26 protein-coding genes, 1 tRNA gene and 2 pseudogenes are annotated in these 26,602 nt (G+C 68.9%); 18 read left to right on the top strand and 11 right to left on the bottom strand.

Annotated elements, in window-relative coordinates; translation table 11 throughout:
- Nucleotides 1-56: 56 nt before the first annotated feature.
- Complete coding sequence (locus tag CBP52_RS16775; protein WP_094181918.1) at nt 57-1,007, top strand: YafY family protein; 951 nt, start codon at nt 57-59, stop codon at nt 1,005-1,007.
- 53 nt (nt 1,008-1,060) lie between these two features.
- On the opposite strand, the gene CBP52_RS17745 is transcribed toward CBP52_RS16775, so the two are convergent.
- The 4 genes from CBP52_RS17745 to CBP52_RS18055 form a co-directional block, all read right to left on the bottom strand.
- Entirely contained in the window at nt 1,061-1,222 is a 162-nt protein-coding gene (locus tag CBP52_RS17745; protein WP_157732706.1) for a hypothetical protein, read from the bottom strand.
- Between the two features lie 1,005 nt (nt 1,223-2,227).
- Entirely contained in the window at nt 2,228-3,805 is a 1,578-nt protein-coding gene (locus CBP52_RS16765; RefSeq protein ID WP_157732705.1) for a hypothetical protein, read from the bottom strand.
- 347 nt (nt 3,806-4,152) lie between these two features.
- Nucleotides 4,153-4,467 carry a hypothetical protein gene (locus CBP52_RS16755; RefSeq protein WP_094182466.1) on the bottom strand — a complete coding sequence of 105 codons (315 nt, stop codon included), beginning with the start codon at nt 4,465-4,467 and terminating at the stop codon, nt 4,153-4,155.
- A gap of 202 nt (nt 4,468-4,669) precedes the next feature.
- Entirely contained in the window at nt 4,670-4,972 is a 303-nt protein-coding gene (locus tag CBP52_RS18055) for a hypothetical protein (RefSeq protein WP_198303496.1), read from the bottom strand.
- Here CBP52_RS18055 and CBP52_RS16745 point away from each other — a divergent pair.
- From CBP52_RS16745 to CBP52_RS16735, 5 genes and pseudogenes are all read left to right on the top strand, one after another.
- Nucleotides 4,965-6,302 (top strand): ISL3 family transposase, encoded by a 1,338-nt coding sequence (locus CBP52_RS16745; RefSeq protein WP_198303495.1) that lies wholly within the window; start codon nt 4,965-4,967, stop codon nt 6,300-6,302. The genes CBP52_RS18055 and CBP52_RS16745 overlap by 8 nt on opposite strands.
- Nucleotides 6,303-6,630: 328 nt before the next feature.
- On the top strand, nt 6,631-6,798 hold the full coding sequence (locus tag CBP52_RS17735) for a hypothetical protein (RefSeq protein ID WP_157732704.1): 168 nt from the start codon (nt 6,631-6,633) through the stop codon (nt 6,796-6,798).
- 263 nt (nt 6,799-7,061) lie between these two features.
- Nucleotides 7,062-8,291 (top strand): hypothetical protein, encoded by a 1,230-nt coding sequence (locus CBP52_RS16740; RefSeq protein WP_094181913.1) that lies wholly within the window; start codon nt 7,062-7,064, stop codon nt 8,289-8,291.
- A gap of 185 nt (nt 8,292-8,476) precedes the next feature.
- Nucleotides 8,477-8,650 (top strand): annotated as a pseudogene (locus CBP52_RS18790) (AAA family ATPase); the annotation flags it as partial.
- 135 nt (nt 8,651-8,785) lie between these two features.
- Nucleotides 8,786-10,150, top strand: a complete 1,365-nt coding sequence (locus CBP52_RS16735) for an ATP-dependent endonuclease (RefSeq protein WP_232514565.1) — start codon at nt 8,786-8,788, stop codon at nt 10,148-10,150.
- 214 nt (nt 10,151-10,364) lie between these two features.
- Here the strand turns inward: CBP52_RS16735 and CBP52_RS16730 are convergent, their stop codons facing one another.
- Nucleotides 10,365-10,778, bottom strand: a complete 414-nt coding sequence (locus tag CBP52_RS16730; protein ID WP_094181911.1) for a hypothetical protein — start codon at nt 10,776-10,778, stop codon at nt 10,365-10,367.
- A gap of 195 nt (nt 10,779-10,973) precedes the next feature.
- Between CBP52_RS16730 and mobF the strand changes: the two genes are divergently transcribed.
- From mobF to CBP52_RS16700, 7 genes are all read left to right on the top strand, one after another.
- On the top strand, nt 10,974-12,074 hold the full coding sequence (gene mobF, locus CBP52_RS18450; RefSeq protein ID WP_232514564.1) for a MobF family relaxase: 1,101 nt from the start codon (nt 10,974-10,976) through the stop codon (nt 12,072-12,074).
- Nucleotides 11,974-13,860, top strand: coding sequence for an ATP-dependent RecD-like DNA helicase (locus CBP52_RS16725; protein WP_232514563.1), 1,887 nt, complete (start codon nt 11,974-11,976; stop codon nt 13,858-13,860). Before mobF ends, CBP52_RS16725 begins: the two co-directional genes overlap by 101 nt.
- Nucleotides 13,861-13,896: 36 nt before the next feature.
- Nucleotides 13,897-14,109 (top strand): helix-turn-helix domain-containing protein, encoded by a 213-nt coding sequence (locus CBP52_RS16720; RefSeq protein ID WP_094181910.1) that lies wholly within the window; start codon nt 13,897-13,899, stop codon nt 14,107-14,109.
- 603 nt (nt 14,110-14,712) lie between these two features.
- Entirely contained in the window at nt 14,713-15,270 is a 558-nt protein-coding gene (locus CBP52_RS18445) for a tyrosine-type recombinase/integrase (protein WP_232514562.1), read from the top strand.
- 23 nt (nt 15,271-15,293) lie between these two features.
- On the top strand, nt 15,294-15,806 hold the full coding sequence (locus CBP52_RS17730; RefSeq protein WP_157732703.1) for a DUF4265 domain-containing protein: 513 nt from the start codon (nt 15,294-15,296) through the stop codon (nt 15,804-15,806).
- A gap of 129 nt (nt 15,807-15,935) precedes the next feature.
- Nucleotides 15,936-16,175 carry a ribbon-helix-helix protein, CopG family gene (locus tag CBP52_RS16705; protein WP_094181908.1) on the top strand — a complete coding sequence of 80 codons (240 nt, stop codon included), beginning with the start codon at nt 15,936-15,938 and terminating at the stop codon, nt 16,173-16,175.
- Complete coding sequence (locus CBP52_RS16700) at nt 16,172-16,414, top strand: toxin (RefSeq protein WP_094181907.1); 243 nt, start codon at nt 16,172-16,174, stop codon at nt 16,412-16,414. The genes CBP52_RS16705 and CBP52_RS16700 overlap by 4 nt, the downstream gene beginning before the upstream one ends.
- 51 nt (nt 16,415-16,465) lie before the next feature.
- Here CBP52_RS16700 and CBP52_RS16695 read toward each other — a convergent pair whose 3' ends face one another.
- Complete coding sequence (locus tag CBP52_RS16695; protein WP_094181906.1) at nt 16,466-16,807, bottom strand: hypothetical protein; 342 nt, start codon at nt 16,805-16,807, stop codon at nt 16,466-16,468.
- Nucleotides 16,800-17,234 (bottom strand): hypothetical protein, encoded by a 435-nt coding sequence (locus CBP52_RS16690; protein WP_198303494.1) that lies wholly within the window; start codon nt 17,232-17,234, stop codon nt 16,800-16,802. The genes CBP52_RS16695 and CBP52_RS16690 overlap by 8 nt, the downstream gene beginning before the upstream one ends.
- Nucleotides 17,235-17,340: 106 nt before the next feature.
- On the opposite strand from CBP52_RS16690, the gene CBP52_RS16685 reads away from it, so the two are divergent.
- Nucleotides 17,341-18,630, top strand: coding sequence for a hypothetical protein (locus CBP52_RS16685; RefSeq protein ID WP_094181905.1), 1,290 nt, complete (start codon nt 17,341-17,343; stop codon nt 18,628-18,630).
- 468 nt (nt 18,631-19,098) lie between these two features.
- Entirely contained in the window at nt 19,099-19,689 is a 591-nt protein-coding gene (locus tag CBP52_RS18440) for a site-specific integrase (protein WP_232514561.1), read from the top strand.
- 39 nt (nt 19,690-19,728) lie between these two features.
- On the opposite strand, the gene CBP52_RS16675 is transcribed toward CBP52_RS18440, so the two are convergent.
- The 3 genes from CBP52_RS16675 to CBP52_RS16665 all read right to left on the bottom strand — a co-directional run bounded on the left by CBP52_RS16675 (nt 19,729) and on the right by CBP52_RS16665 (nt 22,357).
- Nucleotides 19,729-20,901 (bottom strand): hypothetical protein, encoded by a 1,173-nt coding sequence (locus tag CBP52_RS16675; protein WP_157732702.1) that lies wholly within the window; start codon nt 20,899-20,901, stop codon nt 19,729-19,731.
- Nucleotides 20,902-20,963: 62 nt separating this feature from the next.
- A complete protein-coding gene (locus CBP52_RS16670; protein WP_094181903.1) occupies nt 20,964-22,130 on the bottom strand; it encodes a DUF4238 domain-containing protein in 1,167 nt (388 codons plus the stop codon).
- A 154-nt stretch (nt 22,131-22,284) separates the two neighbouring features.
- Nucleotides 22,285-22,357, bottom strand: a tRNA-Arg gene (locus CBP52_RS16665).
- A 228-nt stretch (nt 22,358-22,585) separates the two neighbouring features.
- Between CBP52_RS16665 and CBP52_RS18435 the strand changes: the two are divergent.
- From CBP52_RS18435 to CBP52_RS17725, 3 genes and pseudogenes are all read left to right on the top strand, one after another.
- Nucleotides 22,586-22,730: pseudogene (locus tag CBP52_RS18435) on the top strand (transposase); the annotation flags it as partial.
- 132 nt (nt 22,731-22,862) lie between these two features.
- On the top strand, nt 22,863-24,104 hold the full coding sequence (locus CBP52_RS16660) for an IS256 family transposase (protein ID WP_094181902.1): 1,242 nt from the start codon (nt 22,863-22,865) through the stop codon (nt 24,102-24,104).
- A gap of 199 nt (nt 24,105-24,303) precedes the next feature.
- Nucleotides 24,304-25,122 carry a hypothetical protein gene (locus CBP52_RS17725; protein ID WP_157732701.1) on the top strand — a complete coding sequence of 273 codons (819 nt, stop codon included), beginning with the start codon at nt 24,304-24,306 and terminating at the stop codon, nt 25,120-25,122.
- Nucleotides 25,123-25,137: 15 nt separating this feature from the next.
- On the opposite strand, the gene CBP52_RS16655 is transcribed toward CBP52_RS17725, so the two are convergent.
- A complete protein-coding gene (locus tag CBP52_RS16655; RefSeq protein WP_094181901.1) occupies nt 25,138-26,523 on the bottom strand; it encodes a hypothetical protein in 1,386 nt (461 codons plus the stop codon).
- Nucleotides 26,524-26,602: the final 79 nt, after the last annotated feature.

The following is a 26,602-nucleotide window of genomic DNA, read 5'->3' as shown; positions in this document are numbered from 1 at the left end:
TCCGGCACGGTTCGTTCCTCTACTCTCGAGGAGTTCCGACGAACCTGAGGACCCGCATGCTCGAGGCCTCCGCCCGCCTCCTGCAACTGCTCGCGCTCCTGCAGTCACGCGCCCGCTGGACCGGCGACGAGCTCGCCGAGCGCCTCGGCATCACCACCCGCACCCTGCGCAACGACGTCGACCGCCTCCGCACCCTCGGCTACCCGGTCGACTCCGCGCGCGGCACCGGCGGCTACTACCAGCTCGGCGTCGGCAAGACCCTGCCACCCCTTCTTCTCGACGACGACGAGGCCGTGGGGATCGTCGTCGGCCTCGGCGCCGCCACGGGCCTGCGCGGCCTCGAAGACACCACAGCCCGCGCCCGCGCGAAGCTCGAGCAGGTCCTCCCCCACCACCTGCGCCGCCGCGTCGCCGCGCTCCGCGACGCCTTCGAGCACGGCCCGCTCAACACCGACAGCAACGTCCCCGACCCCGAGGTCGACCCCGCGCTCGTCGCCACCATCGCCGCCGCGATCCGCGACCACGAGTCCCTGCGCCTCCTCGAGGACGACGAGCCCCGCACCGTCGAGCCCTACAAGCTCGTCACCTGGCAACGCCGCTGGTACGTCGTCGCGCGCGACCCTGCCACCGACACCTGGGCCCCGCACCGCCTCGACCGCATCACCATCCGCACCCCGAACGGCCGCCGCTTCACCCCCACCCCGCTCCCCGGCGAGGACTACACCGGCCTCGTCGCCCGCGAGGTCGCCCGCGCCGGCTGGGCCGTCCACACCCGCATCACCGTCCACGCCTCAGCCGAGCAGGTCCTCGCCCGCATCAACCCCACCGTCGGCGTCGTCGAACCCGTCTCCGACACCGAGTGCGTCCTCGTCACCGGCGGCGACAGCGTCGAGATCGTCGCCGTCTACATCGGCATGCTCGGCTACGACTTCACGGTCACGAACCCGCCCGAGCTGGCGGAGTACGTCGACGTCCTCGGCCGGCGGTACGCGACGGCCACGCACTGAACGAGGTGGCCGAGGCCCGCTCGGGATGAGACGACTGCACGCGAGCGGACGCGTCAGAACTCCCGCAACTCTCCGAGAGGCCGCTGGAAGACCATGAACAACATCGCCGCACCGACGGTCATGATCGTGACGAACACGTTAACGGACCACAGCCCCGTCCCGACGACGAGCACGATCGCGGTGTGCGCCGCGCGTCGGCCGGGCCGGGGGAACAAGGGCCGCGGCTGCCTGCCGCGCACGGGCGCGGATACGGACGCACCCGGCAGGTGGATGGGATCTCGGCGGTGCTCGAGGAGCCGCCGCTCGGGCAGACGAGCCGTCCAGGCCAGCCGTCCCGTAGTAGTAGGCCCGTGGCGCGCGCTCGTGCCACCCGGCCGCTCGGAGGTTCGCCCTCACCGCGCACCCTCACGATCGCCATCCCAGACGTCCTCCCGAGAACCATGGACCGCTGCCGCATCCGCGGCAACGGCGTCGCGCACTGCCGTCGAACCCGCCTCCCACCTCGTCGCACGCGCCCCCGGTGCGCGCCCCCGGACGAGCGCAGCGGGGCAAGACCTCGGCGCCACCCCGAGAATCGACGACGGTGTCACGCTCGCGGACACGACCGACGGCCGACGACCGACGGCCGATTCGAGCGGCGAAGAGTTCCGGGCGTATGCGGACCCCTCACTGACGTTTTCGCGCGAACTGTTAGCAAGGGTGCGGCATTGCTACGGAGATTGCGTCTCGCGGTTCCAGCGACGGCGCACGAGTCGCACCACTGGCTGGCGCAGACCGACGGCATGAACGCGCGCACCCAGCTCTCGATCGCTTCGTGCCCATACGGGTCGAACGTTCCCGCACGCAGTGCCGACCGCTCCCTGACCATCCCCGCGGACCTGGGGGCGGACATCGACGAGGCGACCGGCACACTCGCACGTCTTCATGTACGCGAGCGCGAAGCTCGGGCGCCGAGAATCCGGCGCTCGGCCCGATGCCGTCGCTCCTGCTGCGCACCGAGTCGGCCTCGTCCTCGGAGATCGAGAACCTAACAGTAGGCGCCCGCCAGCTCGCCCTGGCGGCAACGGCCGCGCCCGGCGCGCGCTGGTCCACGCGATCTTGCCCCGTGGGCGTCATGCCCCGCAGGGCGGCGCCCGTTTCCGCGGTGCGTCTGACGGATACTGAGGCGTACTTCTCGGCGCTCGGCGCGTACTGAGCAGCCCGGCTTTCGTGGAGAAGGACTACTCGCAGTCACCCGCCGTGAGATGCGCGACGAGGCCGTCGAGGTACTCGACGGGATGCGCGTCCTCCTCGAGGACCAGCGGCTCGGAGCGGGACCGATGCCGCCACAGATACGCCGACGCGGGGCTCCCAGACCGGAGATAGGCGCTCGCCTCGGCGAGGGCGACAGCCTCCTCGTCCCTGCCCAAGAGGTGCAGCGCGAGGCATCGGTTCGCCACATTGATCAAGGGCTGCTCGAGCTCATAGAGGCTCGCCTGTTCGAGGGCTGCAAAGCCGCTTGCGGGTCTGCTGTAGAGCTCGCAGAAGCCAAGGTTGTTCCAAGCGTCCCCGTCCGCGGGACGGATCTCGACGAGCCCTCGGAAGATCGACGCAGCGTCCTCACACCTACCGCCCTTAAGATGCTCCACCGCCTGTCGGACGAAGTGCATCGGGTGAAGGTCTTGCGGCTCGATGTGCTGTCCCCGAGATCTGGACATCCGCTCAAGCGCGCGCTCGGCGATGACTTCGCGGGCCGTGACCCGCTCGGCAAAGACTCGGTCTGGACACGAACCGGCGTACTCGCCCCGCAGATAGCGCCACTCGAGCAGCAAGGAGGAGTCGCTCCACTCGGCGAAGTCGGTGACGGCAAGCCGCTCCCAGATCCAGAGGCCGGTCTCATCCCGAACCACTCGATCGTGCTGCAACGCAAAGAAGACAGATGGGGGCGGGGGGGTAGCGGCGAGCGCAGCGAGGAGGTCCTCTTCGAGGAGGCGGGCCAGCCACTCCTCGACCCGTCCCAGGAATCCGGGCGACAGTGCCAGCACGACGTGCGCATCTAAAGGGACGTCGATTGCGTCCGCCTCGTCCCGCTCGCTAAGCGGTCGCCGCGGTAAGCCCGGCGCTAAGCCTCTATATGGAGTGCTTGAGTTGATGAACGCGTGCAAGGCCCCGTCGGGTCCGGAACCGAACGAATCGACCAAAGCGTCGAGTAGTGCGGACCAGGAACCGGCAGGTATGTCAGCCAACTCTCGCCGGAGCGCGACACTTGCAGTGGCCGGGAGCTCGCCGGACCGGGCGACATGCGACAGCGCAGCGTGTGCTGCGATCTGAACGGCCATCTGCGGCAGGATCGCACCGCGAACGACGCGCTCGACCGGCACTGATCTCGCCTCTAGCTCGCGCCAGATCGTCAGCACCCTGTCTTCGTCCAGCTGCCTGGAACCTCGCCCCTCTGCACGCAAGGCCGCAGCTAGCCCGATGAGCAGGGAAGCCGTGGACTGCTCGCCATAGGCGAGCGACCGCTCCTGGATGTAGATCGCTTGGGCGTCGAAGTCGACCATCCCGGCGGCTGCAGTGGTTGGGATCTGCCGGCCCGTCATGAGAAGTCCGCCCTCGACCACGGCGGCTCCGACGGGTCGCGACGTGACTCCCAACGCCTCCGCGATACCCCGGCACTCTTCACCGCAGGTCGGGCCGTCCTCGCCTCGCTTGTAGAACGGACAGGACGGCGTGAGGTGCGGACGTGTGCACGCGTCAGCGTACGTAACCAGGGCGTCCAGGATCAGTTCTTGAGCGTCGTGAGGCAGGTCGCCCACCATGCAATTGCCCCCAGGACAGCCGACAGCAGGTAATCAAACTACTTGGGATGCGGCGTGATCGACACGACGGTGATCTCGTTCGCTCCGGGGCCATAGTGCCAGAAGATGCGCCATGCGCCTGGCGTCTTGTTCTCGACATACGAGTCCCAGACGTCCTCCCCGTTCACACCTCTCATAGACGTGTACTTGTGCGACTGGAGCGATGGGTACCGCGGATCCACCTGCAATCGGCCCAGCGCACGGCGCACCTTAGCTAACTTCTTCGACAGGTGCGCGTCGCCCTCGAGGTCTCGGAGCACCCCCGCTGCCTCAGCAGTGAACCTGAGCTCGTGCGGTGCAGGGCCCACTTACTCCGACTCCTCGTCTTCACCGTCCGCGTACTGCGTGAAGTCCCCGAGGTCTTCGGTCTCGTTAGCGGCGCTCTGTGCCAGCCCTCGCCCGAGGGCGGCCCGAATAAGCTCGTTCTCCCAAACGAGCAACTCCCGCTTGGGCACCGACACCAGCGGGGTCAGGAGGATCTCTCCGTCCCGACTCACTGCGACGGCGTAGCGGTCATCTCGGCGTACGCCCGCCTTGCCGAAGGCGATCCGCGACCGTTCGTCAGCCGTCACTTCGCCGATAGGTGCGAACCCCACGTGACCAAGCGATTCGCGCGTGTCCATGTCCGGGACAGTACCCCGGGTGGGCATGTGGGCGCCACCCCGGTGGGGACTCCTTCACCCGACATCCACACCAGCTCGGTCGCCCGGCACCAGGGCAAGGCGAGCCACAGCATTGTGATCGCAAGTGGTTGGCCCTCCTGCTCGGCGGGTGGGATGTCGCCGAGCTCGCTGGTCACGTCCCGGTTCGGGGCCTTGGTGGCGCTCAACAGACAACCTCGGTCAGGCCGAACGCGGCGTCGAAGGCGCCCAGGTCACGCTGCACAACCTCGTCGGGGTCCGACACCGACGGGCGGTGCGCGGCCGCGCGTGACAGAGCCAGCGCGGCGGCCTTGTGGGCGGGGTCGGTGATCGTCTGCCGCCGCGCCCAGCAAAAGGGGCTCTTCGCAGATCCGGTGGGGGTGTCGCGACGCGCCGGTGAGGCGGGTTGCGTGGTGATGTAGGTCGAGGTCCTCAGGATCGGTAGCGACCAAGCAAACCGTTCCACGATGACCTCGACGATGCCCAACGCTACGGGGTGCGCCGCTGGCGCGCCCGCATCTGACCCCTGCCCGCGGTGCGAGGTGCTGCTCGGCCTGGACGGCGTGCAGGTGGTGGGCGTCGAGCGTGACGACGGGCGCCTGCGGGTCACGGTCCAGACGCCGTGGACGCTGATGGGCTGCCCGGACTGCGGGGTCGTTGCCCCCAGTCGGGGGCGACGCACCCGGGTCCTTCACGACGTGCCCGGGACGGTCCCCGTCGAGATCGTGTGGCGCCAGCGCCGGTGGGCGTGCCCCGATGCGGGCTGCCCGCGGCGCACGTTCAGCGAGCAGGTGCCGACCCTGGTCACTGCGCGCGGGTCGATCACGACGCGGGTGATCTCCTGGGCGATCAGGCAGCTACGCGCCGAGCACGCCACGATCGGCGGTCTGGCCCGTCAGCTGCGCGTGGCGTGGTGGACGCTGTGGCGGGTCGTCAAGCCGCGTCTGGAAGACCTGGCCGCCGATGAATCCCGGTTCGCCGGGGTGGGGACTCTCGGGGTCGATGAGCACGTGTGGCACCACACCCCGCACAAGACCTCCACCAAGGGGCCGGCGATGTTCACCGGGATGGTCGACCTGACCCGTGACCAGGACGGACGCGTCCACGCCCGGCTGCTCGACCTCGTGCCGGGGCGCACCGGCAAGGCGTACGCGACCTGGCTGACCGACCGCACGGCCGCGTTCCGGAGCGGGGTGAAGGTCGCCACCCTGGACCCCTACCGCGGCTACGCCAACGCGCTGCGCGACGAGTTGTCCGAGGCGGTCCCGGTCCTGGACGCGTTCCACGTCGTCAAGCTCGCCGCCCAGGCGATGGACGAGATCCGCCGCCGCGTCCAACAAGCCACCCTCGGGCACCGCGGCCGCGCCGGCGACCCGCTCTACCGGATCCGCAACATCCTGCACCGCGCCGCGGGCGAGCTGACCGAGCGGCAGTGGGCCCGGCTTCTCGACTGCCTCGAGCGCGGCGACCCCGGCGACGAGGTGCTCCTGGCCTGGCAGTGCTACCAGCAGGTCCGCTCCGCCTACGCCGCCGTAACTCCCGCCGCCGGCAGGGCCATCGCCGAGCACGTCGTGGCGAGCTTCGCGTCCTGCCCGATCACCGAGATCGCCCGCCTGGGCCGCACCCTGCGCCAGTGGAAGAACACCTACCTGGGCTACTTCACGACCGGCGGTGCGAACAACGGCGGCACCGAGGCGATCAACGGGATCATCGAGCTGCACCGACGCATCGCCCGCGGCTACCGCAACCCCGACAACTACCGCCTGCGCATGCTCCTCGTCGCCGGCGGACTACTCCTCCCACCGGATCTGCGATGAGCCGCACATGGGCACGCCTCCTCCTAACACTTCCCCCGAAACTGTTAGTAAGGCTGGGGCATGGCAACGGAAGTTGCGGCGCCGGCCGTTCCAGCGACGGCATACGAGTCGCACCACTGGCTCGCACGGACCGACGGCTGAACTCGCGCGCGCTGCGGTCGAGCGCCTCCGGGTCGTACGAGTCGAGCGTGCCCGCACGCATCGCCGACCACTCCGTGACCATCCCTCGGACCTGGGTGCGGACGTCGACCAGGCGACCGCGGCACTCGCACGGTTCGACCTGTACGCGAGCGCGAGGTTCGGCGCCGAGAGCCCGACGCTCGGCCCGATGTCGTCGATCCTGCTGCGCACCGAGTCGGCCTCGTCGTCGCAGATCGAGAACCCGACGGTCGGCGCCCGCCAGCTCGCCGTGGCCGAGATCGACCAGGCCGGCAGCGAGAACACGCGGCTCGTCGCGCCAACGTCCGCGCTGACCTGCGGAACTACACGCGGGTAGCTCGCGGGGTGACCCGGTTCCGGGACCCTGCTGACCACACGCTGACCACGCCTGCACTCGGACAGCGGGGCCTAAGCGCAGGCGCACACGGGAACGTCCATCGCCTGCGCGCGACTGGATCCCCCTCACTGAGCGCCGGCCGGCGCCTCGATGCTCGCCTCGAAGAGGCTCCGTGCGCCATGATCGAAGGCGGGTCCCCGCCCCCGCCGCCGCCGACACGGGCTCGCCGAGGAGCGGGCACACAATCGAAAGAGGACGGTGACGTGACCTTCAAGCAGATCGCCATACTTCCCCTCCGCCCCATCGAGAGCGCCCGCCTCGACGAGACGGAAGGCGACGACTTCACCTTCGCCGACACCGGGGATCGTGTCCCGAAATTCAAGGTCGGCCCTGTCATCTGCATACTCGTCGACCCTCCGACGGGCGCCTTCGACCTTGCGGTTATAACCCGCGGGCAGCGGCTCTCTACTTTTGAGTGGCGTTATCGAGTGGAGGACATCCTTCGCCTTGGTTTACCGTTCGGGGAGTTTGAAGCGCTTGAACAGCTTGACCCTAGTCGCGGCCAACTCTTAAACCCGTCCCAGTCGGACGCGCTCCTACACGAGATTCCGCGCCAGGCCGAGAACTTTGATGATTGGTACGCGTTTGTTCGCGAACGGCACGCCTTCGCACTCGATCTTTCTAGCCACGGGCGCGATATCGTGCGCCAACAGGCCGACGCGACTCGAATGGCGCTTCAGATTGTTGGTTTCGATGGATCTGAGGTGCGCCGGGCCTTGAGCGAAGACCGCCAAGCTCCGTTCATGCGCGACCTAGACGAGGGCGCGCGCGCCCTTGAGGACGCGGTCATAATAAGCGACTGGTCCGCATTTCAAGATTGGGACGAGACGCCCCCGCTCCATGCGGCTGTGAAGAGATATAGGTCCGCGCAGGGCCGCCAGGTGACGATCGTGTATGCAAACCGAACCAACATCGAAACAAGCACCGGCGTCGATCTCGTGTATTACCGACACCGCCCGCCCGGCTATCTGCTTGTCCAGTACAAGATGTATGAAGGATCCGGAGATTCGGCCCGCGCGTCCGTCAACCGGCAGTTCCGGAAAGAGCTCCGCGCGATGAACCGTGTCGACTCCGCCAGTCGCAAGCATGCGAACGCGACCTGTGAAGTCCTCGAGGGCTACCGCCTATCTGCGGCCGCATGCTTTGTGAAGTTCTGCTACCGGAAGCCTGGTTTTGAAGGACTCGACACGCGCCTTCTCTCTGGCGATGTCGTGCCCACGGAGCATCTGAAGATCGCCACAAAGGCAGGCGTGAAGAGCTTCACCCCCGACTCCGTAGCATCAAGCCGACTCACAGCGTCTCAATTCACAAGTCTGGCAACGAGTGGACTCTTCGGGACCTGCGGCGACGTGACCGAAGCGCTCGACGCGTTCCTCGAAGCCAGCCTTAAGGACGGCCGCCGGGCCGTACTGGCGCTCGAGTCGGGCGAATGACGTCCAGCCCACTTTCGGCGACAGAGTTGTTGGCGGCGCGCGGATCCACGCGTAGCGGGCACCATCTGTGGGATCCATGCGGGCAGGTACCGTGGGGTGCCGGGCGGCGTGGCCTCCGGCAGCGGCCGCGGAGGGCAGGCTAGCGTCTGCAGCGATACGGCGACGAGCGAGGAGACCCCGACCCGATGCACTTTCAAAGTCTTCGCGTACGGAACTACAGAAGCATCGGCACGGAGCAGACGGTCGACCTGCCCAATGGACTTACTATTGTAGGCCCCAACAACTCCGGCAAGACGAACCTATTGCGTGCAGTCGAACTCTTCTTTACGGGCTTCGACAACGCTGGCGGCTACCGTCGGGAGGCCGACCTCACTTTTGGCCAAAGCAGCGCTCAGACGACGCTAGTCGGAACCTTTCGCGCGAACGGTAATGCGCGTGACGAGCAAGTTCTCGACACATACGACAGGTTGCTAGCTCTGTATGAGCCGGCGCGCGTGCGAGGGCACGACGATATTGTTCTCCAGCTCATCTTTTCCTCAGCAGGAAATCCCACATACCGTCTCAGCTCAGATACGACGAGCAAGCTGCCGCGAGAGAACCAGAGCGCGCACTCAAGGCTAATCCGACAGCTCGTCGATGAGTTGCATCGCGGCTTTTCAGTGCACTATGTTCCAAGCGCAAAGAGCGGCGAGGCTATCTTCTCGGATGTCATCTCGCCACTATTGAAGGCCTCGGTGGCCGCCGAGTTGGCTGACGAAGTCCGCGCACTGGAGGCGGCGCTCGGCCGCATCTCAGCCCAGCTAACTGAGGCACTTCAAGAGAACGGCCTCCCGGGACTCGCGGTGGAGTTCGGCGTTCCCGACCCACTCCTCGGCGGATTCCTAAGCTACTTCAAGTTCCACGTCTCGGATCCTGAGGTGACTTCGATATTCGACAAGGGCCGCGGCATCCAATCGCTGGCCATGTTCGCCTGCTTCGCCTGGATCGCGGAGCGAGAGAGACTCGCCGGCAAGGACTCCCTTTGGCTCGTTGAAGAGCCCGAATCCTACCTGCACCCGCAACTGTACGACAGTGCGAGGCGGCTGCTCGAGAGGCTTGAGGCATTCGGTCAGGTCCTCAAGACGACACACGCACTAGGATTAATCCCCAGCGACCCCCTCGCGATCCTCGGCTGCGACCAGGAGGTCGATGGGCGTACGAAGACAAGCGGGTACGCCAGCGTGACTGAGGCAACGAGGTCGCTGCGCGACGCTTTAGGAGTGCGCTTCAGCGACTACTTCGGACTGACCGAGTGCAACATATTCTTCGAAGGGGAGTCCGACGTACGACTCTTCGAGTGGGCGCTCGATCGCCTCGGAGGAGCAGAGTCGTTCCCACACATCGCTCGGGCTTCGAAGCGCGCGTTCGGAGGAACGGCAGGGCTGCAAGCATTCCTTATGTCGAACTACGAGTACATCGCACCTGAGCGCGCAGTCGTATCCGTCTTCGACGGAGACGAGGCCGGCACTCGAGCGGTGCGCGCGGTGAACGGCAAGCTAGGTAACGCTGGAATCCAGTTTGTCCCGAATCGGGACTATGTAATGGTGCGTAGCGGACGCTCGGTCGAAGGGCTGTTCCCTGACTCCTATCTGGTTCAGGCCCACGAGCGCGAACCGGCATGGTTCGATCGATGGATCGTTGACGCTGCGGGCGCCTTGATGGAGTTCCACATCCGAGACCAGTCCAAGGGTGCCGTAGAGAACTTCCTCGTAAAGAGAGCGGAAGCTGCACCGCACGTCAACGAGTGGTCGGAGCACTGGCTTGCTGCCATCGGGGCCATCGAGCGTGCACTGGCCTCTGCGCTGACGGTGCAGACATGAGGATTGGTAGAGCCAAGCGCGCACAGGCTTGCTCATCGCCCCGTCAATACTGGCCGCCTCGTCGCGGGAGAAGCAGCATCGCGGAGATGCAAGAGGAGTCGCGGCCCGTCATCGCGACTGGGACGGTCGAGGGGAGGGCGAAGCAGTGACTCCGGCTCAGAGGAGGCGGGCGGAGAGTCGACGCCGTCGCGTTCACGTGCGGGACGGCGCGTAGTCAGTCGTCGAGCTCCCAGAGCCGGACGACGTAGGCGACCTCGAGGCCCCGGCGCCACCGATAGCGCACCTCCTGGATCTGGCGGTCGTTCTCGTACAGGCCAACGTGGCGAAGCTCGCCCAAGTGTTCTAGTGCTGCACGTCGATCCTTCACCTCGAGGACGTCGCCGACGCCGCCCAAGAAGTTGGTCGCGTCGGCGCGCGGCTCGGTCGGGGATGAGACCGTCAGCTCGAGCCCCAGTGGCCGAGCTCCGAACAGCACGTCCGCCGCGCCATCCTCCGTTGCACCGCGCGCTGCCTCGAGGAGAGCGGTGACCCGAGCGAAATGGACGTGGCCCACCGCGAAGAGCGACTTGGCTTCGTTCTTCGCCGGCGGCCAGCCAGCGACTCGCAACGTGACTTCCTGCTGACCCATCGCCCCATCGTTCCAGTCCGCGTCCGCTCGGTGCCCGCCGACGTCTTGCACGTCGCAGCAGCCAAAGCCCGAGGTTGGTAGGCCCGCTGGCACACCTCTACCTAGACGCCGTCGCGGCGGCAGGTGCGCATCTTCTCCCCCGGTGCCGCACACCTGCAGGTAGCGACGGAGTCGCGAGGGGAGGTGGAGCCGGTGATGTCGATGCACAAGCTGACGGCTCGGGACGGGTACGCCTACCTGACCCGGCACGTCGCCGCGGGCGACGCCGGCCTCGACGCCGGGACGTCGCTCACCGCGTACTACGAGCAGACCGGCAACCCGGCCGGCCGCTGGTACGGCGAAGGGCTCGCCGGGCTCGGTGACGCGAACCGGCGGCTCCGCCCGGGCGACGCCGTCACCGAGGCGGCGATGACGGCGGTCTTCCGCGACGTCGTCGACCCGCTGACCGATGACGCACTCGGCCGGCCCTATAGCCGGTTCGATGACGGAAAGCGTCACGCCGTCGTCGGGTTCGACCTGACGTTCACTGCACCGAAGTCGGTCTCGGTGCTGTGGGCGCTGGCCGATGACGCGACGCGCGTCATCGTCTATGACGCGCACCGGGCGGCGCTGGCGTCATCGCTGGAGTTCGTCGAGCAGCGCGTCATCCGCACGCGCACCGGCGACGGTGGCCGTCATCAGGTCCGCACCCGCGGGATGGTCGCGGCGGCGTTCGACCACTGGGACACCCGGGCCGGGGACCCGAACCTGCACACCCACGTTGTCATCGCCAACAAGGTCCAGGGGCCCGACGGCGCCTGGCGCAGCGTTGACGGTCGGACGGTGCACGCCGCGGTCGTCACCGTGTCCGAGCTCTATGACGCGCTGCTCGCCGACGAGCTGGCGCGGCGGCTCCCTGTCGAGTGGTCGATGCGCGACCGCGGCCCGCGACGGAACCCGGCGTTCGAGGTCGACGGGATCGGCGAGCACCTCCTCGCGCACTTCTCGACACGGGCCGAGGCGATCCACTGCGCCGAGCAGGAGTGGCTCGCCCAGTTCGAGACCACGCACGGCCGGGCACCGACCCGGGTCGAGACGACGCGTGCGCGCCAGCACCTGACCCGTGCCACGCGGCCGCCGAAGACGGTCCGGCCGCTCGCGGATCTGCTGGGGGACTGGGCGAACCGCGCCCGGGTGCTGACCGGGCTCGAGCCGCGTGACCTGGCCCGAGCTGGCCAGCGCCTACGGGCGGGCGCTGCACGCGCTCGACGTCGGGCCGGAGGTGCGGGCGGCGATGGTCGCCCAGGTGCTCGATGACGTGTCGACGCGGCGGTCGGTGTGGACGACGTGGAACCTCGGCGCCGCCTCCGTCCGCGCCTCGAAGCTGCTGCGGATGGCGTCCCCGACCGAGCGGCGGGCGCTGCTCAACGAGGTCACCACCCAGGCAGCGGCGGCGTGCGTGCACCTGGACGACAACTGTGACCCGATGACGCGGCGCGTCGGGGAGTCGCTGTTCACCTCGACCGAGCTGCTCGGCGCGGAGAAGGTGCTCATCGACGCCGCGGAGACCGCCGGCGCGCCGCACCGGCCGGCAGAGATGCTCGGCGCCATCCCGCTGCGCACCGAGCGCCACCTCGGCGCCCTCGCCCCCGACCAGCGTGTGGCCGCCGAGGCCGTCATCACCTCCGGGCGGCTGCTCGACGTGCTCGTCGGCCCGGCCGGATCGGGCAAGACCACCACCCTTGCCGCGCTGACCTCGTTCTGGCGGCACGGCATCGGGTCCGTCGTCGGGCTCGCGCCATCGGCCACGGCGGCGCAAGCGCTGGCGGAGTCGCTCGGGGTGCCGTGCGAGACCACCGCGAAGTGGCTGCACGAGTCCACCGGCGACGGCGCCACCGCACGCGCCCTGCGCTACGCCGACGCCGTCGCCCGCAAGGCCAGCCGCGACTACCGGGAGCAGCGCGCTGCCAACGAGGAGCACTGGCGACTGCGGGCCGAGCAGGACCAGTGGCGCTTCTCCCCTGGGCAGCTCGTCATCGTCGACGAGGCCTCCCTGGCCGACACCCGGACCCTGGCGGCGATCGTCGAGCAAGCACGGGCGGCGACGGCGAAGGTGCTGCTGGTCGCGGACCACCTGCAGCGCGGGTCGGTCGACGCTGGCGGCGCTTTCGGGATGCTCGCCCGCCGCGGGCCGACCGCCGAACTCACCAGCCTGTGGCGGTTCGCGAACCCGTGGGAGGCGCGGGCGAGTCTCGAGCTGCGCCGCGCCCATCCGGCCGCGCTCGACTCATACCAGGCTCACGGCGCCATCACGGCTGGCGGGCACGACGCGGTGCTCGACGCCGCCATCGACGCCGTCACCACCGCGAATGAGCACGGCCGGGTCGCGGTGCTCCAGGCGGTCGACAACCGGACCGTCCGCGAGCTCAACGCCCGCATCCGCGCCGACCGCATCGCAAGCGGCGACGTCGGGCCCACCGGGGTGAGCCTGCACGACGGGCTGGCGGCCGGCGTCGGCGATCGGATCGTCACCCGACGCAACCAGCGCCGCCTCACCACTGCCGACGGGTTCGTGCGCAACGGCGCCCTGTGGGACGTGACCGCCGTCCTACCCGACGGGTCCCTCCGCGTCCGACCCGCCACCCACGCCGACTCGGCCACCGTCCGGCTGCCCGCTGACTACGTCGCCGAGCACGTCGAGCTCGGCTACGCCACGACCATCGCCCGCACCCAGGGCATGACCGTCGACGAGACCCACACCATCACCACCCCGGGCATGGGCCGCGAGGACCTCTACGTCGCGATGAGCCGCGGCCGCCACACCAACCGCGCCTACGTCGTCCTCGACCACGGCGACCCCGAGTGCCTGCCCGGCCACGCGCCATCGTCGGGCCGCGAGGTGCTCGAGCAGATCCTCGCGACCAGCCACGCCGAGCCCAGCGCCACCGAGACCTGGGACACCTACCACCCGGGCCGCGCCGCGCCCCTCGTGCCGCCCGTGCATCCACAGCAATCGTGGAACGCCTGGCCTCCACAGCCCGCGTCGCAGCTCTTGACCGCGCCGCCACCGTCGTCCGCCGATGGACCGGTGCTCGGTCGCTGACCACCGCCACACCCAACCCAACAGAAGGAGAAGGTCATGACCACCACCGCACAGCACACTGTCCCCGCCACTGCGGCTCGGCAGTACTACCGCGTGAAGGACGCGGCGCGGGTGCTCGGGGTGCCGCCCCGGACGCTGTACCACCTGGTCGAGCACGAGCAGATCCCGTACCGACGCCTCGGCACGGTGATCCTCCTCCCGGCGGCGTGGGTCGAGCGCGAACCGACGATGCCGGTCAAGCGGCGCTGATGTCCGTCACCAGGCGGGCCCACCCGACGGGCGACGTGAGCTGGCGCGCCAAGGTGTTCTTCGAGGGCCGGGTCATCGCGCAGCGGTCGTTCGGGCGCCGGGTCGATGCCAAGCGCTGGGAGGCGGACCAGCTCGCGAAGCTGGACGCCGGCTCGTGGATCGACCCGGCGCGCGGGCGGATGACGTTCGCGGCGCTGGCCGAGGAGTGGCAGGCCTCGCGTGGTCACCTGGCGGTGCGCAGCCAGGAGACCACGCGGTTCCTGCTGGACAAGTACGTGATCCCGGAGATCGGCGCGTACCCGATCTCCGGGATCTCGGCCGCCGACGTCGAGCGGGTGATGTCGGCGCTGACGGCACGCGGGCTGGCGACGGCGACGCGGCGTCGGGCGCTGTCGATGATTCGGCTGGTCTTCGACTACTCCATCCGCGACCGCCGGCTGTCGGTGAACGTCGCGCGGATGGTGGCGCTGCCGCGCGGCGGGACCAAGCGTGAGCCGCACTGGCTGCGGCCCGAGCAGCTCGGCCGGCTGGCGATGGCGGTGCCGCCGCTGTGCCAGCCGGTCGCGGGCGTTCCTCGGGACCACGGGGTGCCGGTTCTCGGAGATGGCGGCGCTGCGGGTCGACGACGTCGTGCAGACCCCGCACGGGCTCGGTGTCCGGGTGCACCGGGCGGCGACGCAGTCGAAGCGAACCAGCGGTGCGGTGTTCGGGCCGACGAAGACGCACCAGACGCGGACCGTGCCGGTGCCGGCGGCGCTGGATGAGTACGTGCGGACGCGGGTGGCCGGTGCGGCGCCGGGCGGGTACCTGTTCCCGAGCCCGACCGGGGGCGTGTGGACGAACACCAACTTCCGGGCGCGGTCGGGGTGGATGGACGCGACGCGGCGCGCTGGCGTGGAGGGGACGACGATCCACGATCTGCGGCACACCGCCGCGTCGCTGCTCATCGCGGCCGGGGCGGACGTGAAGGCGGTGCAGGTGATCCTCGGGCACTCCACCGCCACGATGACGATGGACCTGTACGGGCACCTGTTCAGCGAGGCGACCTGGCAGGCGATGGAACGACTGCCGGTGATACCGCTGATGCAGCGGCCGCGGGCGATCGAGGCGCCAGCTGCAACTCACCACGTGATCCCGCTCCAAGATGGCCCCACGGAGTAGGCGCCAGCCCTACGGTGTCTGCCGTGACGCGTCACATCGAGCACCCGAGCCGGGTCTCGCGGTGGCGCTCGGGCGCGTTCGAGGTACATCCCGACGCAGCAGCGGCCGACTCGGTCGTGTGGTTCGGCGTCGATGTGGCGGAAGACGGCGAGGTCACGTGGGAGGGCCTCAACGCGATCGATCTGTCGGAGTCGCGAGCAGCGCTCGTGTCGATCCCTGCATTCGCCCACGGCGTGAGCCTCGGCGATGAGGTTGAGGTGGTCGCCTCGGCCGAGGGCGGCCTCGTCGCGACCGGCCGCGTCAGTCAGGCCCGCGCGCGAACGTACCGCGTGTGGCTCCCAGAGTGGACCGGCGACGGCCCCGATGAGCGGTGGCGCGATCTACAGGTCGAGCTCGAGCCGTTCGGCTGCTGGTTCGACGTGTTCTCCCCGCGGCTAACCGCGATCGCCGTCGACCACTCGGCCGCGCATGAGGTCGAGGACTGGCTCGCCCGCGGCGAGCGTTCGGGCCGCTTCGAGTTCGAGACCGCCGGGTAGCCAAGCGAGCGAGCCTCGGCGGGCGACCCTTGCGCCATCTGCGCTACGTCATCCCGAGCGTCATCCGCGAACCCATCCCGCGCACGGGGTGACGCGCGCCTACCGATCCGCATCTTTTCGTCATACGATATGGGGATGGTGAGCGACGACCAGATCCAGCAGTGGGCCGATGAAGCCGAGGCGGGCTACGACGTCGACGCCCTTAAGCGTCGAGGGCGCGGGCGCCCCGGCCGCGGGGCGGAGCCGATGCAGGTCGTGGCAGTGCGGCTCACAGCTGAGGAGCTCGACGCCCTCGACGCCGCAGCGGCGAAGCAGGACATGACCCGATCCGAGGCGATCCGGGCCGCGCTCGCCCACTTCGCTGCGTGAGGGTCCACCGCAACGCACTCAAGCACGGCGTCGCGCAGGACGACGCGATCCAGGCCGCCCAGTGGCCCCTGTGGATCGAGCCCCTGGACGACGACGGCCCGCCCTACCGCGAGCTGCGCCTCGGCTTCGACACCCAGGCGCGACTGCTCGAGACAGTGGTCCTCGTGCTCGACGGCGGAGACGAACTCGTCATCCACGCGATGCCCGCCCGCCGGAAGTACCTCGACCTGCTGCCGTAGAGCGGCACAGTGCCGCCGTCCCGGCCATCCGGCCCCGGCGACCGACCCGGCTTATGCAATCCAAAGACGAAGGAGCGCCGGATCCGGGAACTCCGCCGGGTCACGCTCGCCCGAGACTCCCACATACTCGATGCCGCCCAAGCGGCCCGCGACAGTGAAGAGGAACAGGCCGTCATCGGAGCCGTCGACTGCGGCGTTGACCTCAATCTTCATCCCGACGCCGACCGCACGCTGGAAGTCAATCGACGGGCAGCCGCACCCGCAGACACCGACGACGCGGATCGCCTCGGCCTCACGGCGGAGTCGTTCGACGCCCAGGAAGTCCACCGCCAGGAACGCGTTGAGGACGTCACGCTCACGCCCCGTCAGCGGCCGGTCCACGGGATCAGGCATCGAGAGCTGCCACTGACGCCGCGACCGCGTTCTCGTACTGGCGGCGATCGAAGACGAAAGGACCGAAGCCCGCGTACGACCACGCCGGCCGGTGCGGCTGGGAGAAGTTGCACCACCAGACCGACTGATCGGAGACCGTGATCTCAGCCTCGAGCGGCCAGCACCCGACCTCACCGCAGTCGCAGCCAAGGACCCAGAGGTGTCCGTCCCGGGGCCACAGCCGACTCGCGGTGCCGAGGTAGTAGTCGGCGAGGTCACCGAACTGGAAGTGGGCGGGGATGATGCCGGCGTAGCCCCCGGCGGGTGTGAAGCCGCGGACCTGCTCGAAGGCCCTCACCATGTCGATCAGTGACGCGCCGTCGATCGAGGGGACCAGGGCCGCGACGCCGTCGCTCTCCACCACTGTCATGCCCAGAACTTGGACCACGGCGCGAGTCTGCCACCGCCGTCGCGGCGCCTGCGCAGCGTGCAATGCTCGGGCTCAGGCCGGAAGGACCGTGCTGGCGATGGCGACGAGACGGCGAGGCGGGGGGATGGCTGACTGGCGGGCCAGGTTCCACGCCACGGTCGCGAGCGACGTCCGCACACTCGAGGGGCTCGCGTGGACGTTCACCGATGCCTCGTCGGGAGACGTCGTGTGGACCGTCCGCCGCGAGGACGGCGGCGCGTTCCCTGTGTTCTCCGCGGTGCGCGCTCCCGGCGTGCTGCCGGTGCACAGCGACCTAGAGGCCATGACGGTGGAGGCGGTGTCCGCCCTGCTCAGCGCCGCCGACGTGGCCGACTCGGTCGGGTGGATCTCGCGCAACATCGCGGCCGCCTTGCTCCTCGCGTCATGCGACGTGCTCTCGTGGGAAGGAGAGGAGTGGGCGCTGGAGTCGGGCGCCGATGACGTCCCTGTCGCGTGGGCATCACCAGGTGACCTCCGCGTCCCGTACGCCTGGCTGCGCGCCCGATGCCGTGACTCGGAGCGGCTGATCAGCGTCTACCAGGACGACGGCGTCTTCGGACTGTCCTTCCTCTACCCGGTGGATCTTCGCCTCCCTGCTTCCGACTCTGGCTCGCGTCGCTCGCGCACAGGCATCGACCTCGCCCGTGGCCCGATTCGGGCCGTCGACGTCACCTACGACACGACAGTCGAGGGCGGCCGATGCGCAGGACTCGTGACGGAGGCCCTCCTCCACGGCGACACCGGGACGACGCTGCTGATCGCCGCCGAGGCGTACTCGAGTAACGAGTGGCACCTGTACGACGAGTCCGTCGTCGCGCTGCCGAGCCTTGAAGCAGCGGACCGCCTGGAGTGGTTTCCTCCCCGAATGCCATGGCGCTCGACCAGTGGCGCTCCGCATGCCCGGGACGATGAGGCCCGACCCGCGCCCGTCAGTCGCCGTGCGGCAGACGGCTCGCCCACCGACGTCGGGGCGCAACTGGAGGTCGTGCTTCGCGACCTCATGGCCCGCTTCGGGCCGGAGATCCTTCGGCCCGGCGAATGGGGCGGGGTCGTCCTCCCCCACCCTGCTGGAGCCTGCCCGGTCAACTGGCTGGTCCTCGGAGACGAGATCATCCTCGCCGTGGGCCGCGGCGGATGCCGATGGGAGCTCGCGTCGACGCCTGAGGATGTGGCGTTCCTCCGGGACGTGGTGGACGCCGCCCTCGAGGGCCGCGTCAGCGAGGTCTTCGGGCCCGCGCGCTCCCAGGTGACCGTGACTCTCCCGGACGGGAGGCTAGTCAGGACGGCGCAGTCCAGGTTTCCTCGCGGGTGCCTTCCGGTACCTCGCTGGCGCCAGACCACCAGCAACCGGATGGACTACACGCCGTACTCGTGAGGCGGGCCTGCGGAAGTGCGAGACCTCCGGCTCGGGTCGACGCCAAGCTCTGGGAGGCCGACCAGCTCGCGAAGCTGGACGCCGGCTCCTGGATCGACCCGGCGCGCGGGCGGATGACGTTCGCGGCGCTGGCCGAGGAGTGGCAGGCCTCGCGTGGCCACCTGGCGGTGCGCAGCCAGGAGACCACGCGGTTCCTGCTGGACAAGTACGTGATCCCGGAGATCGGCGCGTACCCGATCTCCGGGATCTCGGCCGCCGACGTCGAGCGGGTGATGTCGGCGCTGACGGCACGCGGGCTGGCGACGGCGACGCGGCGTCGGGCGCTGTCGATGATTCGGCTGGTCTTCGACTACTCCATCCGCGACCGGCGACTGTCGGTGAACGTGGCGCGGATGGTGGCTCTGCCCCGCGGGGGGGACCAAGCGCGAGCCGCACTGGCTACGGCCCGAGCAGCTCGGCCGGCTGGTGATGGCGGTGCCGCCGCTGTGTCAGCCGGTCGTGCTGTTCCTCGGGACCACGGGGTGCAGGTTCTCGGAGATGGCGGCGCTACGGGTCGACGACGTCGTGCAGACCCCGCACGGACTCGGCGTGCGCGTGCACCGGGCGGCGACGCAGTCCAAGCGGACCAGCGGCGCGGTGTTCGGGCCGACGAAGACGCACCAGACCCGGACGGTGCCGGTGCCGGCGGCGCTGGATGAGTACGTGCGGACGCGGGTCGCCTTCACTGCGCCGGGTGGTTTCCTGTTCCCGAGCCCGACCGGGGGCGTCTGGACCAACACCAACTTCCGGGCGCGGTCGGGCTGGACGGAGGCGACGCGGCGAGCCGGCGTCGAGGGGACGACGATTCACGATCTGCGGCACACCGCCGCGTCGCTGCTCATCGCGGCCGGGGCGGACGTGAAGGCGGTGCAGGTGATCCTCGGGCACTCCACCGCCACGATGACGATGGACCTGTACGGGCACCTGTTCAGCGAGGCGACGTGGCAGGCGATGGAGCGGCTGCCGGTGATACCGCTGATGCAGACGCCGCGGGCGATCGAACCACCACCCTCGAGGTAGGGCCGGCCGACCGGGCCACCGACGAGGCGCCCACTCGATCTACTCCGGTGGTGCGGGCGGCCTTGGCCTGGCGTCCCGCAGCACCTCTGAGGCGCGCAGCGCTCCTAGGGTCTTGTAGGCGTTGACCGGTCGCCGGAGGCGTCGCTGCGCTTGCTGGACGAGTGTCACGAATCCGCGTTCACCCACCACCGCATCTGCGTACCCGCACGCTTGAACGAGATAGAAGATGTCCGTGAGGTCGTTGCTCTCCCACTTGGCGGCGGAGTTCACAATCTTCAGGTAGGTGACCTCGCGGGCGAGCCCGAGTGCTGGCAGCGTTCCGAGATCCTGACGGGATGCGCTCCTGAGCCAGGTGTCGAACGCCTGGACCGAGCAGCCAACGGCGTTGGCGGCACGAGCAAGCTCCGCCCGCGCGTCGCCGACGATCGCCCCATGGACTGCCCGTTCCGTAAGGTGCCTCGGCTTGCTGGTCTCGGCAACATGCGCGGCGAGCGCTGCCCAATGTTCCGCCCAACCGGTGGGGTCCGTCCTTGGCGTGGCCTCTACGTCGAGGATGGACGATAGGGCGGCCAACGTGGATGCGATGGAGTCCACCGTCAGTGCGTGCTCGGGTGGAAGGCCCTCGCCAGAACGGTGACTAAGCCCACGCGCCTGCGCCCAGGCGCCCGGCGCCAAGGTCCAGACTCGCGGAAGCGACCACCGCGCCTTGTCCACGGCGAGGACATGCTCGAACTCCGCAGCACGCACCGCGAGCGGGTCCAGCATCTGCCACCCTCGGCTGAGGCTCGCGATGGTTGCGGCCAACCTGCGACGCCTCTCGTAGTCGGACCAGTGCGCGGTCTCCACGAGCACGCCACCGGAGTACGGCAGAACGACGGACCAGTTCTCCGCCAGGTCGATCAACCAGAGGGCGGCGTCCCGCTCGTCGTCTGGCCGAAGCCGCTCCGGCTCATGCTTGGCGAGCGCGAGCTTCGACCACGCTTGCTGGTCCAAGTAGACGACGGGTCGGCCACGGAGCGGGGCCGGGTCGGCACGAGTCGGGAGCTCGATCGCGATGTCTTCGCCTCGGTCGGTTGTGGCAACGACGTAGGGCAACCCGAGGAGGTGAACCGCGCGAACGACCGGGGAGTCTGGGGCGGGCTCGGACACCCGCGCCTCGATGTACTTCCCGTCAGGTCGGAACAGATGAGCAATCCCTGTCGCGTGGTTCAAGTCGATGAGGATCGACGTGCGTCCACCCAGCCCTGCCTCACCCGGTTGCGGCGCGCTCGCACTCATACGGCCCGGCCCTCCCGCGCATCGCCCGCCCCTCCACACCCGCTCGGAGGTCGATATCCCGGAATCGGCCAGCTGTAGTCCGCAATCAGTGAGCCATGCGAACCGCTGCCATGGGCGGCAATCTGCTCCAGCACATCCGCCAGAGGCCGCTCGCGGTTGGCGAAGTCCAGCCCACCTCTTACCTCGAGTCGCCTGGGCCGCGGCCGCGGAAGGCTCGCATCCGGCGGCACGGGATCATCGCTCGGGTGGAAGTACACGAACCGCTCGGCGCTCGCCACGGCGGCGAGATTGTAAAAGTTCGCGAAGACCGCGGAAGGGTGAAGATCACGGTCGACCCTGGCGCCCTCCTCTCCTGGACGCTCTAGCCACAGCAGGGTCCGGCGATCCAATGGGACCGCGATAGCCGCCGACCCGGCCAGGCCTCGCTCGTCATAGCCGTCGCCGGCCACCAGCGACACCGGGGCGTCCGAGACCATAAGCCGCTTCCGCGTGTACGTAACGCGACACCATGACCGACCGTAGATCGAGGCGGTGGCGGCGTCGTAGTTGCGCGCGAGGGCGCTGAGGTGCTCCTCGCTGTCCGCGACCACATTCGGCCCTGCTGACGAGTGGACGTCATCCCATACTCGTTCGGCCTCCGCCTTGGTGACCTCGCGGCCCATCGCTTGGCTCATGACGTACTGGAGATAGGCAAGGCCACCCATGCCCACCTGAGCGCGCAGGGTGAGCGCAGCGAGCTCGGTCATCTGGCGGCGGCTGTCGGGCCCACGGAGAAACTGGAGAGCGACCCAGCGGGCAAGGCGTTCGCGGTCCCCGTCGTCAAGTTGAAACGTGGGCATTGCGATCGCTCGCCGCAGGGCCGGAGCGATGGCGCCCTCGACGTCACCCAGCCACCGCTCCCACGCATCCGTCACGGACCCGTCAGGGAGCACCAGGGTGTAGAAGTTCCTGATTACTGCGGCGTCGGTCACCGAGACCTCTTGCCGCAGTCCGCTGTCGAGATCGAGCTGGACGATCCGCCCGTCGGCATCAGCAAAGCCGCGGAGATGCAGTCGGGGCACGACGTGGTGACGTTGGCGGCGGTTGCTCACTGACACAGCGAAGCAGACGCCACCGACCCGGGCGGTTGCTCCGTCGGTCCGTTCGATCAGGTCGAGCGCCACCTTGAGTCCGCCGGCGTCCGTCCACGTCCTTCACAGGCCGTGCACGTCCTGAGACAAGTCGCTGACCACACGCTGACCATTGCCCGGCAAATCGGACCAGCCGCGACGGCGCCTGCGGCGCCCGTACCCACCCTGACCTGCAACAACACATCTGTGCGCCTGGGCAGATTCGAACTGCCGACACCCGCTTTAGGAGAGCGGTGCTCTATCCCCTGAGCTACAGGCGCTCGGGACCTGGCACATATCCGGGCACAGACTTCAGCGCGTGGTCGGGTCGCTGTCGTTGGTCCCGTTGGGTCCCTGCGGTGGAGCTCCCAGGCCGGGTTGAGGGTCTGAGGTCCGTCTGGATCGTACAGGAGAGACGACAGCCACCCCGGTGGTTGGTCGGGTCTGCTGCACGGATAGGTGACACCTGACCTGTGGTGCCGAAGGGCACCGCTGGAAGGATGTGCACCGTGCCCAGGCCCTATCCCCAGGAGTTCCGCGCGGACGTCGTGGCGGTCGCTCGTGGCGGCGAGGCTCCGATCAAGCAGATCGCGGCCGACTTCGGCCGAGTCGTGTCTGCGGAACTGGCTGCGTGATGCGGACGTCGAGGACGGCAACCGCCCCGGCGTGAAGTTGCGTCCCTGATAGTGGTGTAGCGCTGGTGGCGACGTTGTCGTAGACGACGGCGCGGTCACCGCGTGATCCTTCGAGTGAACCTTCCACAGCACTCTCGAACGGAGCATCGCGATGACCGCACCACGCATTGTCGACCCCGGCGCCGTCCTGGGCCAGGCCCTGGCCGACGCCTCGCCCGATCTGATGCGTCACCTGCTCGGCACGGTGATCAACTCGCTGCTCTCGGCGGAGGCGGACGCGGTCTGCGGCGCCGAGTGGGGACAGGCCCCGCCCGACCGGGTCGCCCAGCGCAACGGGTACCGGCACCGCGACCTGGACACCCGGGTCGGCACGATCGACGTCGCGATCCCCAAGCTGTGCCAGGGGACGTACTTCCCGGAGTGGCTGCTTGAGCGGCGCAAGCGCGCCGAGGCCGCGCTCATCTCGGTCGTGGCGACGTGCTACCTGCTCGGGGTCTCGACCCGGCGGATGGACAAGCTCGCCGCGTCCCTCGGGATCACGTCGTTGTCGAAGTCGCAGGTCTCGCGCATGGCCGCCGACCTGGATGCGCAGGTCGCCGCGTTCCGCACCCGGTCGTTGGCCGACGCCGGACCCTTCACCTTCGTGGCCGCGGACGCGTTGACGATGAAGGTCCGCGAGGCCGGCCGTGTGATCAACGCCGTCGTGCTCGTGGCCACCGGCGTCAACGCCGACGGACACCGCGAGGTCCTGGGCTGCAAGGTCACCACCTCCGAGACCAAGGAGGCGTGGAACGCTTTCTTTGCCGACCTGGTCGCCCGCGGCCTGGCCGGGGTGCGTCTGGTGACCTCCGACGCCCACCGCGGCCTGGTCGAGGCCACCGCGGCGAACCTGCCCGGCGCGACGTGGCAGCGGTGCCGCACCCACTACGCCGCGAACCTGATGTCCGTGACGCCGAAGAGCTCCTGGCCGGCGGTGAAGGCCGCCCTGCACTCGGTCTACGACCAGCCCACGGCCAAGGACGTGCACGCCCAGTACGACAAGCTGCTCGACCTCGTCGCCGACAAACTGCCCGAAGTGCACGAGCACCTGGACGCCGCCCGCGCGGACCTGCTCGCGTTCACCGCGTTCCCCAAGGCGATCTGGCGCCAGGTCTGGTCGAACAACCCGAACGAGCGGCTGAACAAGGAGATCCGCCGCCGCACCGACGTCGTGGGGATCTTCCCCGACCGCGACTCGGTGACCCGCCTGGTCGGCGCCGTCCTGGCCGAGCAGCACGACGAATGGGCCGAAGGCCGCCGCTACTTCGCCCTCGACGTCCCGACCCGCTCCCGCCTCACGCTCATCGACGACACCCCGGAGGTGACCGAGCAGCCCTTGGCTCTGACCGCCTGACCAGCACGAAGATCACGCCGAAGCGCTACACCACTTCCAAGGGCTTGACCGGGCGAAGGCCACCTCGGCCCAACGGCAGCCAGCGGACTTGAGTTGAGCCCCAGGTCCTGGGTGTGACCTTCGTCGCCGATGGCGTCTGCAGCCACTAACTGGCCGTCGAAGACGGGAGATCTTGGCGCGGAGCGCCTAACCTCGGAACGTGTCCCTGACCGAGGTCGCTCCGGCGCGTCATGTGCCTCGCCCGCGGTCACATGGGCGCGCTCTTGCGTTCGATCGCGAGGCGGACATGCACGCACCCATCGCGGATGTCGTCGATCGCCTCGCAACTGGGCTGCCGGGCCAACGCTCCGCGTCGACGCACGTCCTCTTTGAAATCCCGACGGCTGCTGGAATACCGGATGTGCTTCGAGTCGCACTCAACCCGGCAGAACTCCGACGCCGGGCACAGTTCGAACTAGCACCGGTACTCGACTTGACCGCACTGCGCAGCCTGGCGGCCGTGAGCGGTGGTCCCGCGACGCTCGACGAAGTGGCGCTCCGCGCGGGCGTGACCAGCAAGTACCTGCGTCGTTCGGTTGTACCTCGGCTCATGGCCGACGGCTGGCTGAGTCGACCCACAGGTCGTGGCGAACAAGCCACGCTCGATCCACGCCATCCCTACCGCTCGCTGGTGCGCTCGGTAGTAACGGTCGAGGCCAAGCGCCGTGACTGGCGTGGAGCGATATCTCAGGCGCGTCGCCACAAGGCATGCGCTGACCGTGTCTACATCGCGATCGATGCCGCCACGCCCGGTCGACTGCTCGAGCTAGCCGGGGAACTCGCGCGCGAAGGCATCGGGCTGATCACGGTCGATGCGCGCACGGGCCGAGCCATGGAAGTCACGCGCCCCGCGCCGGGACGTCCACGCGCAGACGAACACTCCCTCGTCGGCGAACGCGCATGGATGCTAGTGGGCTCGGGTCGCTCGAGGTGGGACACCTTCGACGTCTTCGGCCAGGACTTGACCACGCCTTCTTGACGACCAGCACGCTGACTAGAGGAGTCGAGCCCGCCACTCAGGGAGGTGCTTCGGCACCCACTTCGCTGGCAACGCGTTGGCGGTTCCGCTCAACGCGGTGACGAACGCCTGGGCGTCCTGCACGATCCGGAGCGCCTCGAGACGTCGGTTGCCTCCTCCGATCTCGTCGAGCAGCCGGGCCGCCCGTACGAGGTAGTGCGCACCGGCGTACTCGCGTGAGTACCCGTTGGCGCGGATCGCAGCGCAATACCGGCACTGGCATGGGCGGTAGCCCGCGACTCCTGCCAGGCTCTGCGCGTCAGACCACAGGAGGGGGTGCAGCACGGAGCGCTCAAAGTACCGCTCAGCTGCCGGAGCCGGCTTCTGGCCGGGCTGCCGACCGAACCGAGGCTCGTCACAGAACGCCTGCTCGGGCCAGAACGTGCCGGTCGAGAAGCCGGACGCGCCGAGGGCGGTCGCTACCCACCCGGTCAGGCCAGCGTTCGGCAAGACGAGGACCTTCCGTTCGAGCGCAGCGGTCGTCGCCAGTTCCCGATAACCGTCGAGCAGCGCAGGATCAGTCAACTGCCCGTACCGCGGGTCAACGATCGGCCACCTCACACGGATGTACCAATGCGTCTCGGTCGACTCGACGATCTCGTGGAGGAGCATCTGCCGCAGCGTGGGATTGGCAAGCCAGTCTCCGGCCAGCGTCAAGTTGACGAACATCGGGGTGCCGCTGCCGGCGACCTGGCGAGACCAAGCAGTCCAGGAGATGGCGGCCTGGAGCTCGTTCCGCGCCTGCGCCGCTCCGACCCAACCCGTGGCGGACAACAGAACGTTCGCACCCGCGGCCTGCTGAGCCGCGAACACGTCGGCGATCCAAGCGTTCCTGACCGCGGGCGGGTCATTCAGCGCCGGAACTGCCGCAGCCCACGGGTAGTGCTGCACGTTCTTGGCAGAGATGGAGTTGGCCGGCGACCCGGTCCCCGCAATGGCGTGCACCTCGGGGTCGGCAATCCTCAACGCGCCGTGGTGGCACGCATCCAAGAACAGCCTCGCGGCCGCTGGCGCATGGCGGGGTAGACGGATGACCGCACCCAATCCGATGCGGCCGCCCGTGACTCGCCGCGCTACACCGAGCGCCTCGGGCGTGCGCTGCCAGAGCTGGTGGCTCTTGTGCACGAGGAAGACGGGGGCTGCTCCGGCAAGGATGTCGCCGACCGTCGGCATGTCCGGCCCCGAGGCGCCGACCTGGTCGGGCAGTTGCGACCCCGCTGGAAGGGGTGGCGCGTCGATGTCGGGGTCGTCGTCAATGTTCTCGGAGTTGGCGACCGCCTCGGCGATTGACTCGGGGTCAACGTCCTCCACGTCGTCTTGCGACTCAAGCTCTTCGTCGTACTCGTCTTCGGTGTCGGCCACCGTGGGTCCTCTCGTCAACTCGCAGTCAGATCGGCAAGCGCCTGTCAACGCCGGGCGAATCTTGACCCCCTGGTGCTGG

Origin of the sequence: Cellulomonas sp. PSBB021 (genome assembly GCF_002240455.1) — a bacterium.
Taxonomy (GTDB): domain Bacteria; phylum Actinomycetota; class Actinomycetes; order Actinomycetales; family Cellulomonadaceae; genus Cellulomonas; species Cellulomonas uda.
Note: the sequence above shows the minus strand (reverse complement) of the source record. Positions and strands in the feature narration are given on the sequence as shown.

What these genes read in the sequence shown, in the direction of transcription:
- CBP52_RS16755 (WP_094182466.1), bottom strand. Translation starts at nt 4,467, where the DNA reads ATGGACACGCGCGAATCGCTTGGTCACGTGGGGTTCGCACCTATCGGC.
- CBP52_RS17735 (WP_157732704.1), top strand. Translation starts at nt 6,631, where the DNA reads ATGTCGTCGATCCTGCTGCGCACCGAGTCGGCCTCGTCGTCGCAGATC.
- CBP52_RS16745 (WP_198303495.1), top strand. Translation starts at nt 4,965, where the DNA reads ATGCCCAACGCTACGGGGTGCGCCGCTGGCGCGCCCGCATCTGACCCC.
- CBP52_RS16685 (WP_094181905.1), top strand. Translation starts at nt 17,341, where the DNA reads ATGGCTGACTGGCGGGCCAGGTTCCACGCCACGGTCGCGAGCGACGTC.
- CBP52_RS18440 (WP_232514561.1), top strand. Translation starts at nt 19,099, where the DNA reads ATGGCGGTGCCGCCGCTGTGTCAGCCGGTCGTGCTGTTCCTCGGGACC.
- CBP52_RS16775 (WP_094181918.1), top strand. Translation starts at nt 57, where the DNA reads ATGCTCGAGGCCTCCGCCCGCCTCCTGCAACTGCTCGCGCTCCTGCAG.
- CBP52_RS18445 (WP_232514562.1), top strand. Translation starts at nt 14,713, where the DNA reads ATGGCGGCGCTGCGGGTCGACGACGTCGTGCAGACCCCGCACGGGCTC.
- mobF (WP_232514564.1), top strand. Translation starts at nt 10,974, where the DNA reads ATGTCGATGCACAAGCTGACGGCTCGGGACGGGTACGCCTACCTGACC.
- CBP52_RS16765 (WP_157732705.1), bottom strand. Translation starts at nt 3,805, where the DNA reads ATGGTGGGCGACCTGCCTCACGACGCTCAAGAACTGATCCTGGACGCC.
- CBP52_RS16695 (WP_094181906.1), bottom strand. Translation starts at nt 16,807, where the DNA reads ATGCCTGATCCCGTGGACCGGCCGCTGACGGGGCGTGAGCGTGACGTC.
- CBP52_RS16705 (WP_094181908.1), top strand. Translation starts at nt 15,936, where the DNA reads ATGGGGATGGTGAGCGACGACCAGATCCAGCAGTGGGCCGATGAAGCC.
- CBP52_RS16730 (WP_094181911.1), bottom strand. Translation starts at nt 10,778, where the DNA reads ATGGGTCAGCAGGAAGTCACGTTGCGAGTCGCTGGCTGGCCGCCGGCG.
- CBP52_RS16720 (WP_094181910.1), top strand. Translation starts at nt 13,897, where the DNA reads ATGACCACCACCGCACAGCACACTGTCCCCGCCACTGCGGCTCGGCAG.
- CBP52_RS16660 (WP_094181902.1), top strand. Translation starts at nt 22,863, where the DNA reads ATGACCGCACCACGCATTGTCGACCCCGGCGCCGTCCTGGGCCAGGCC.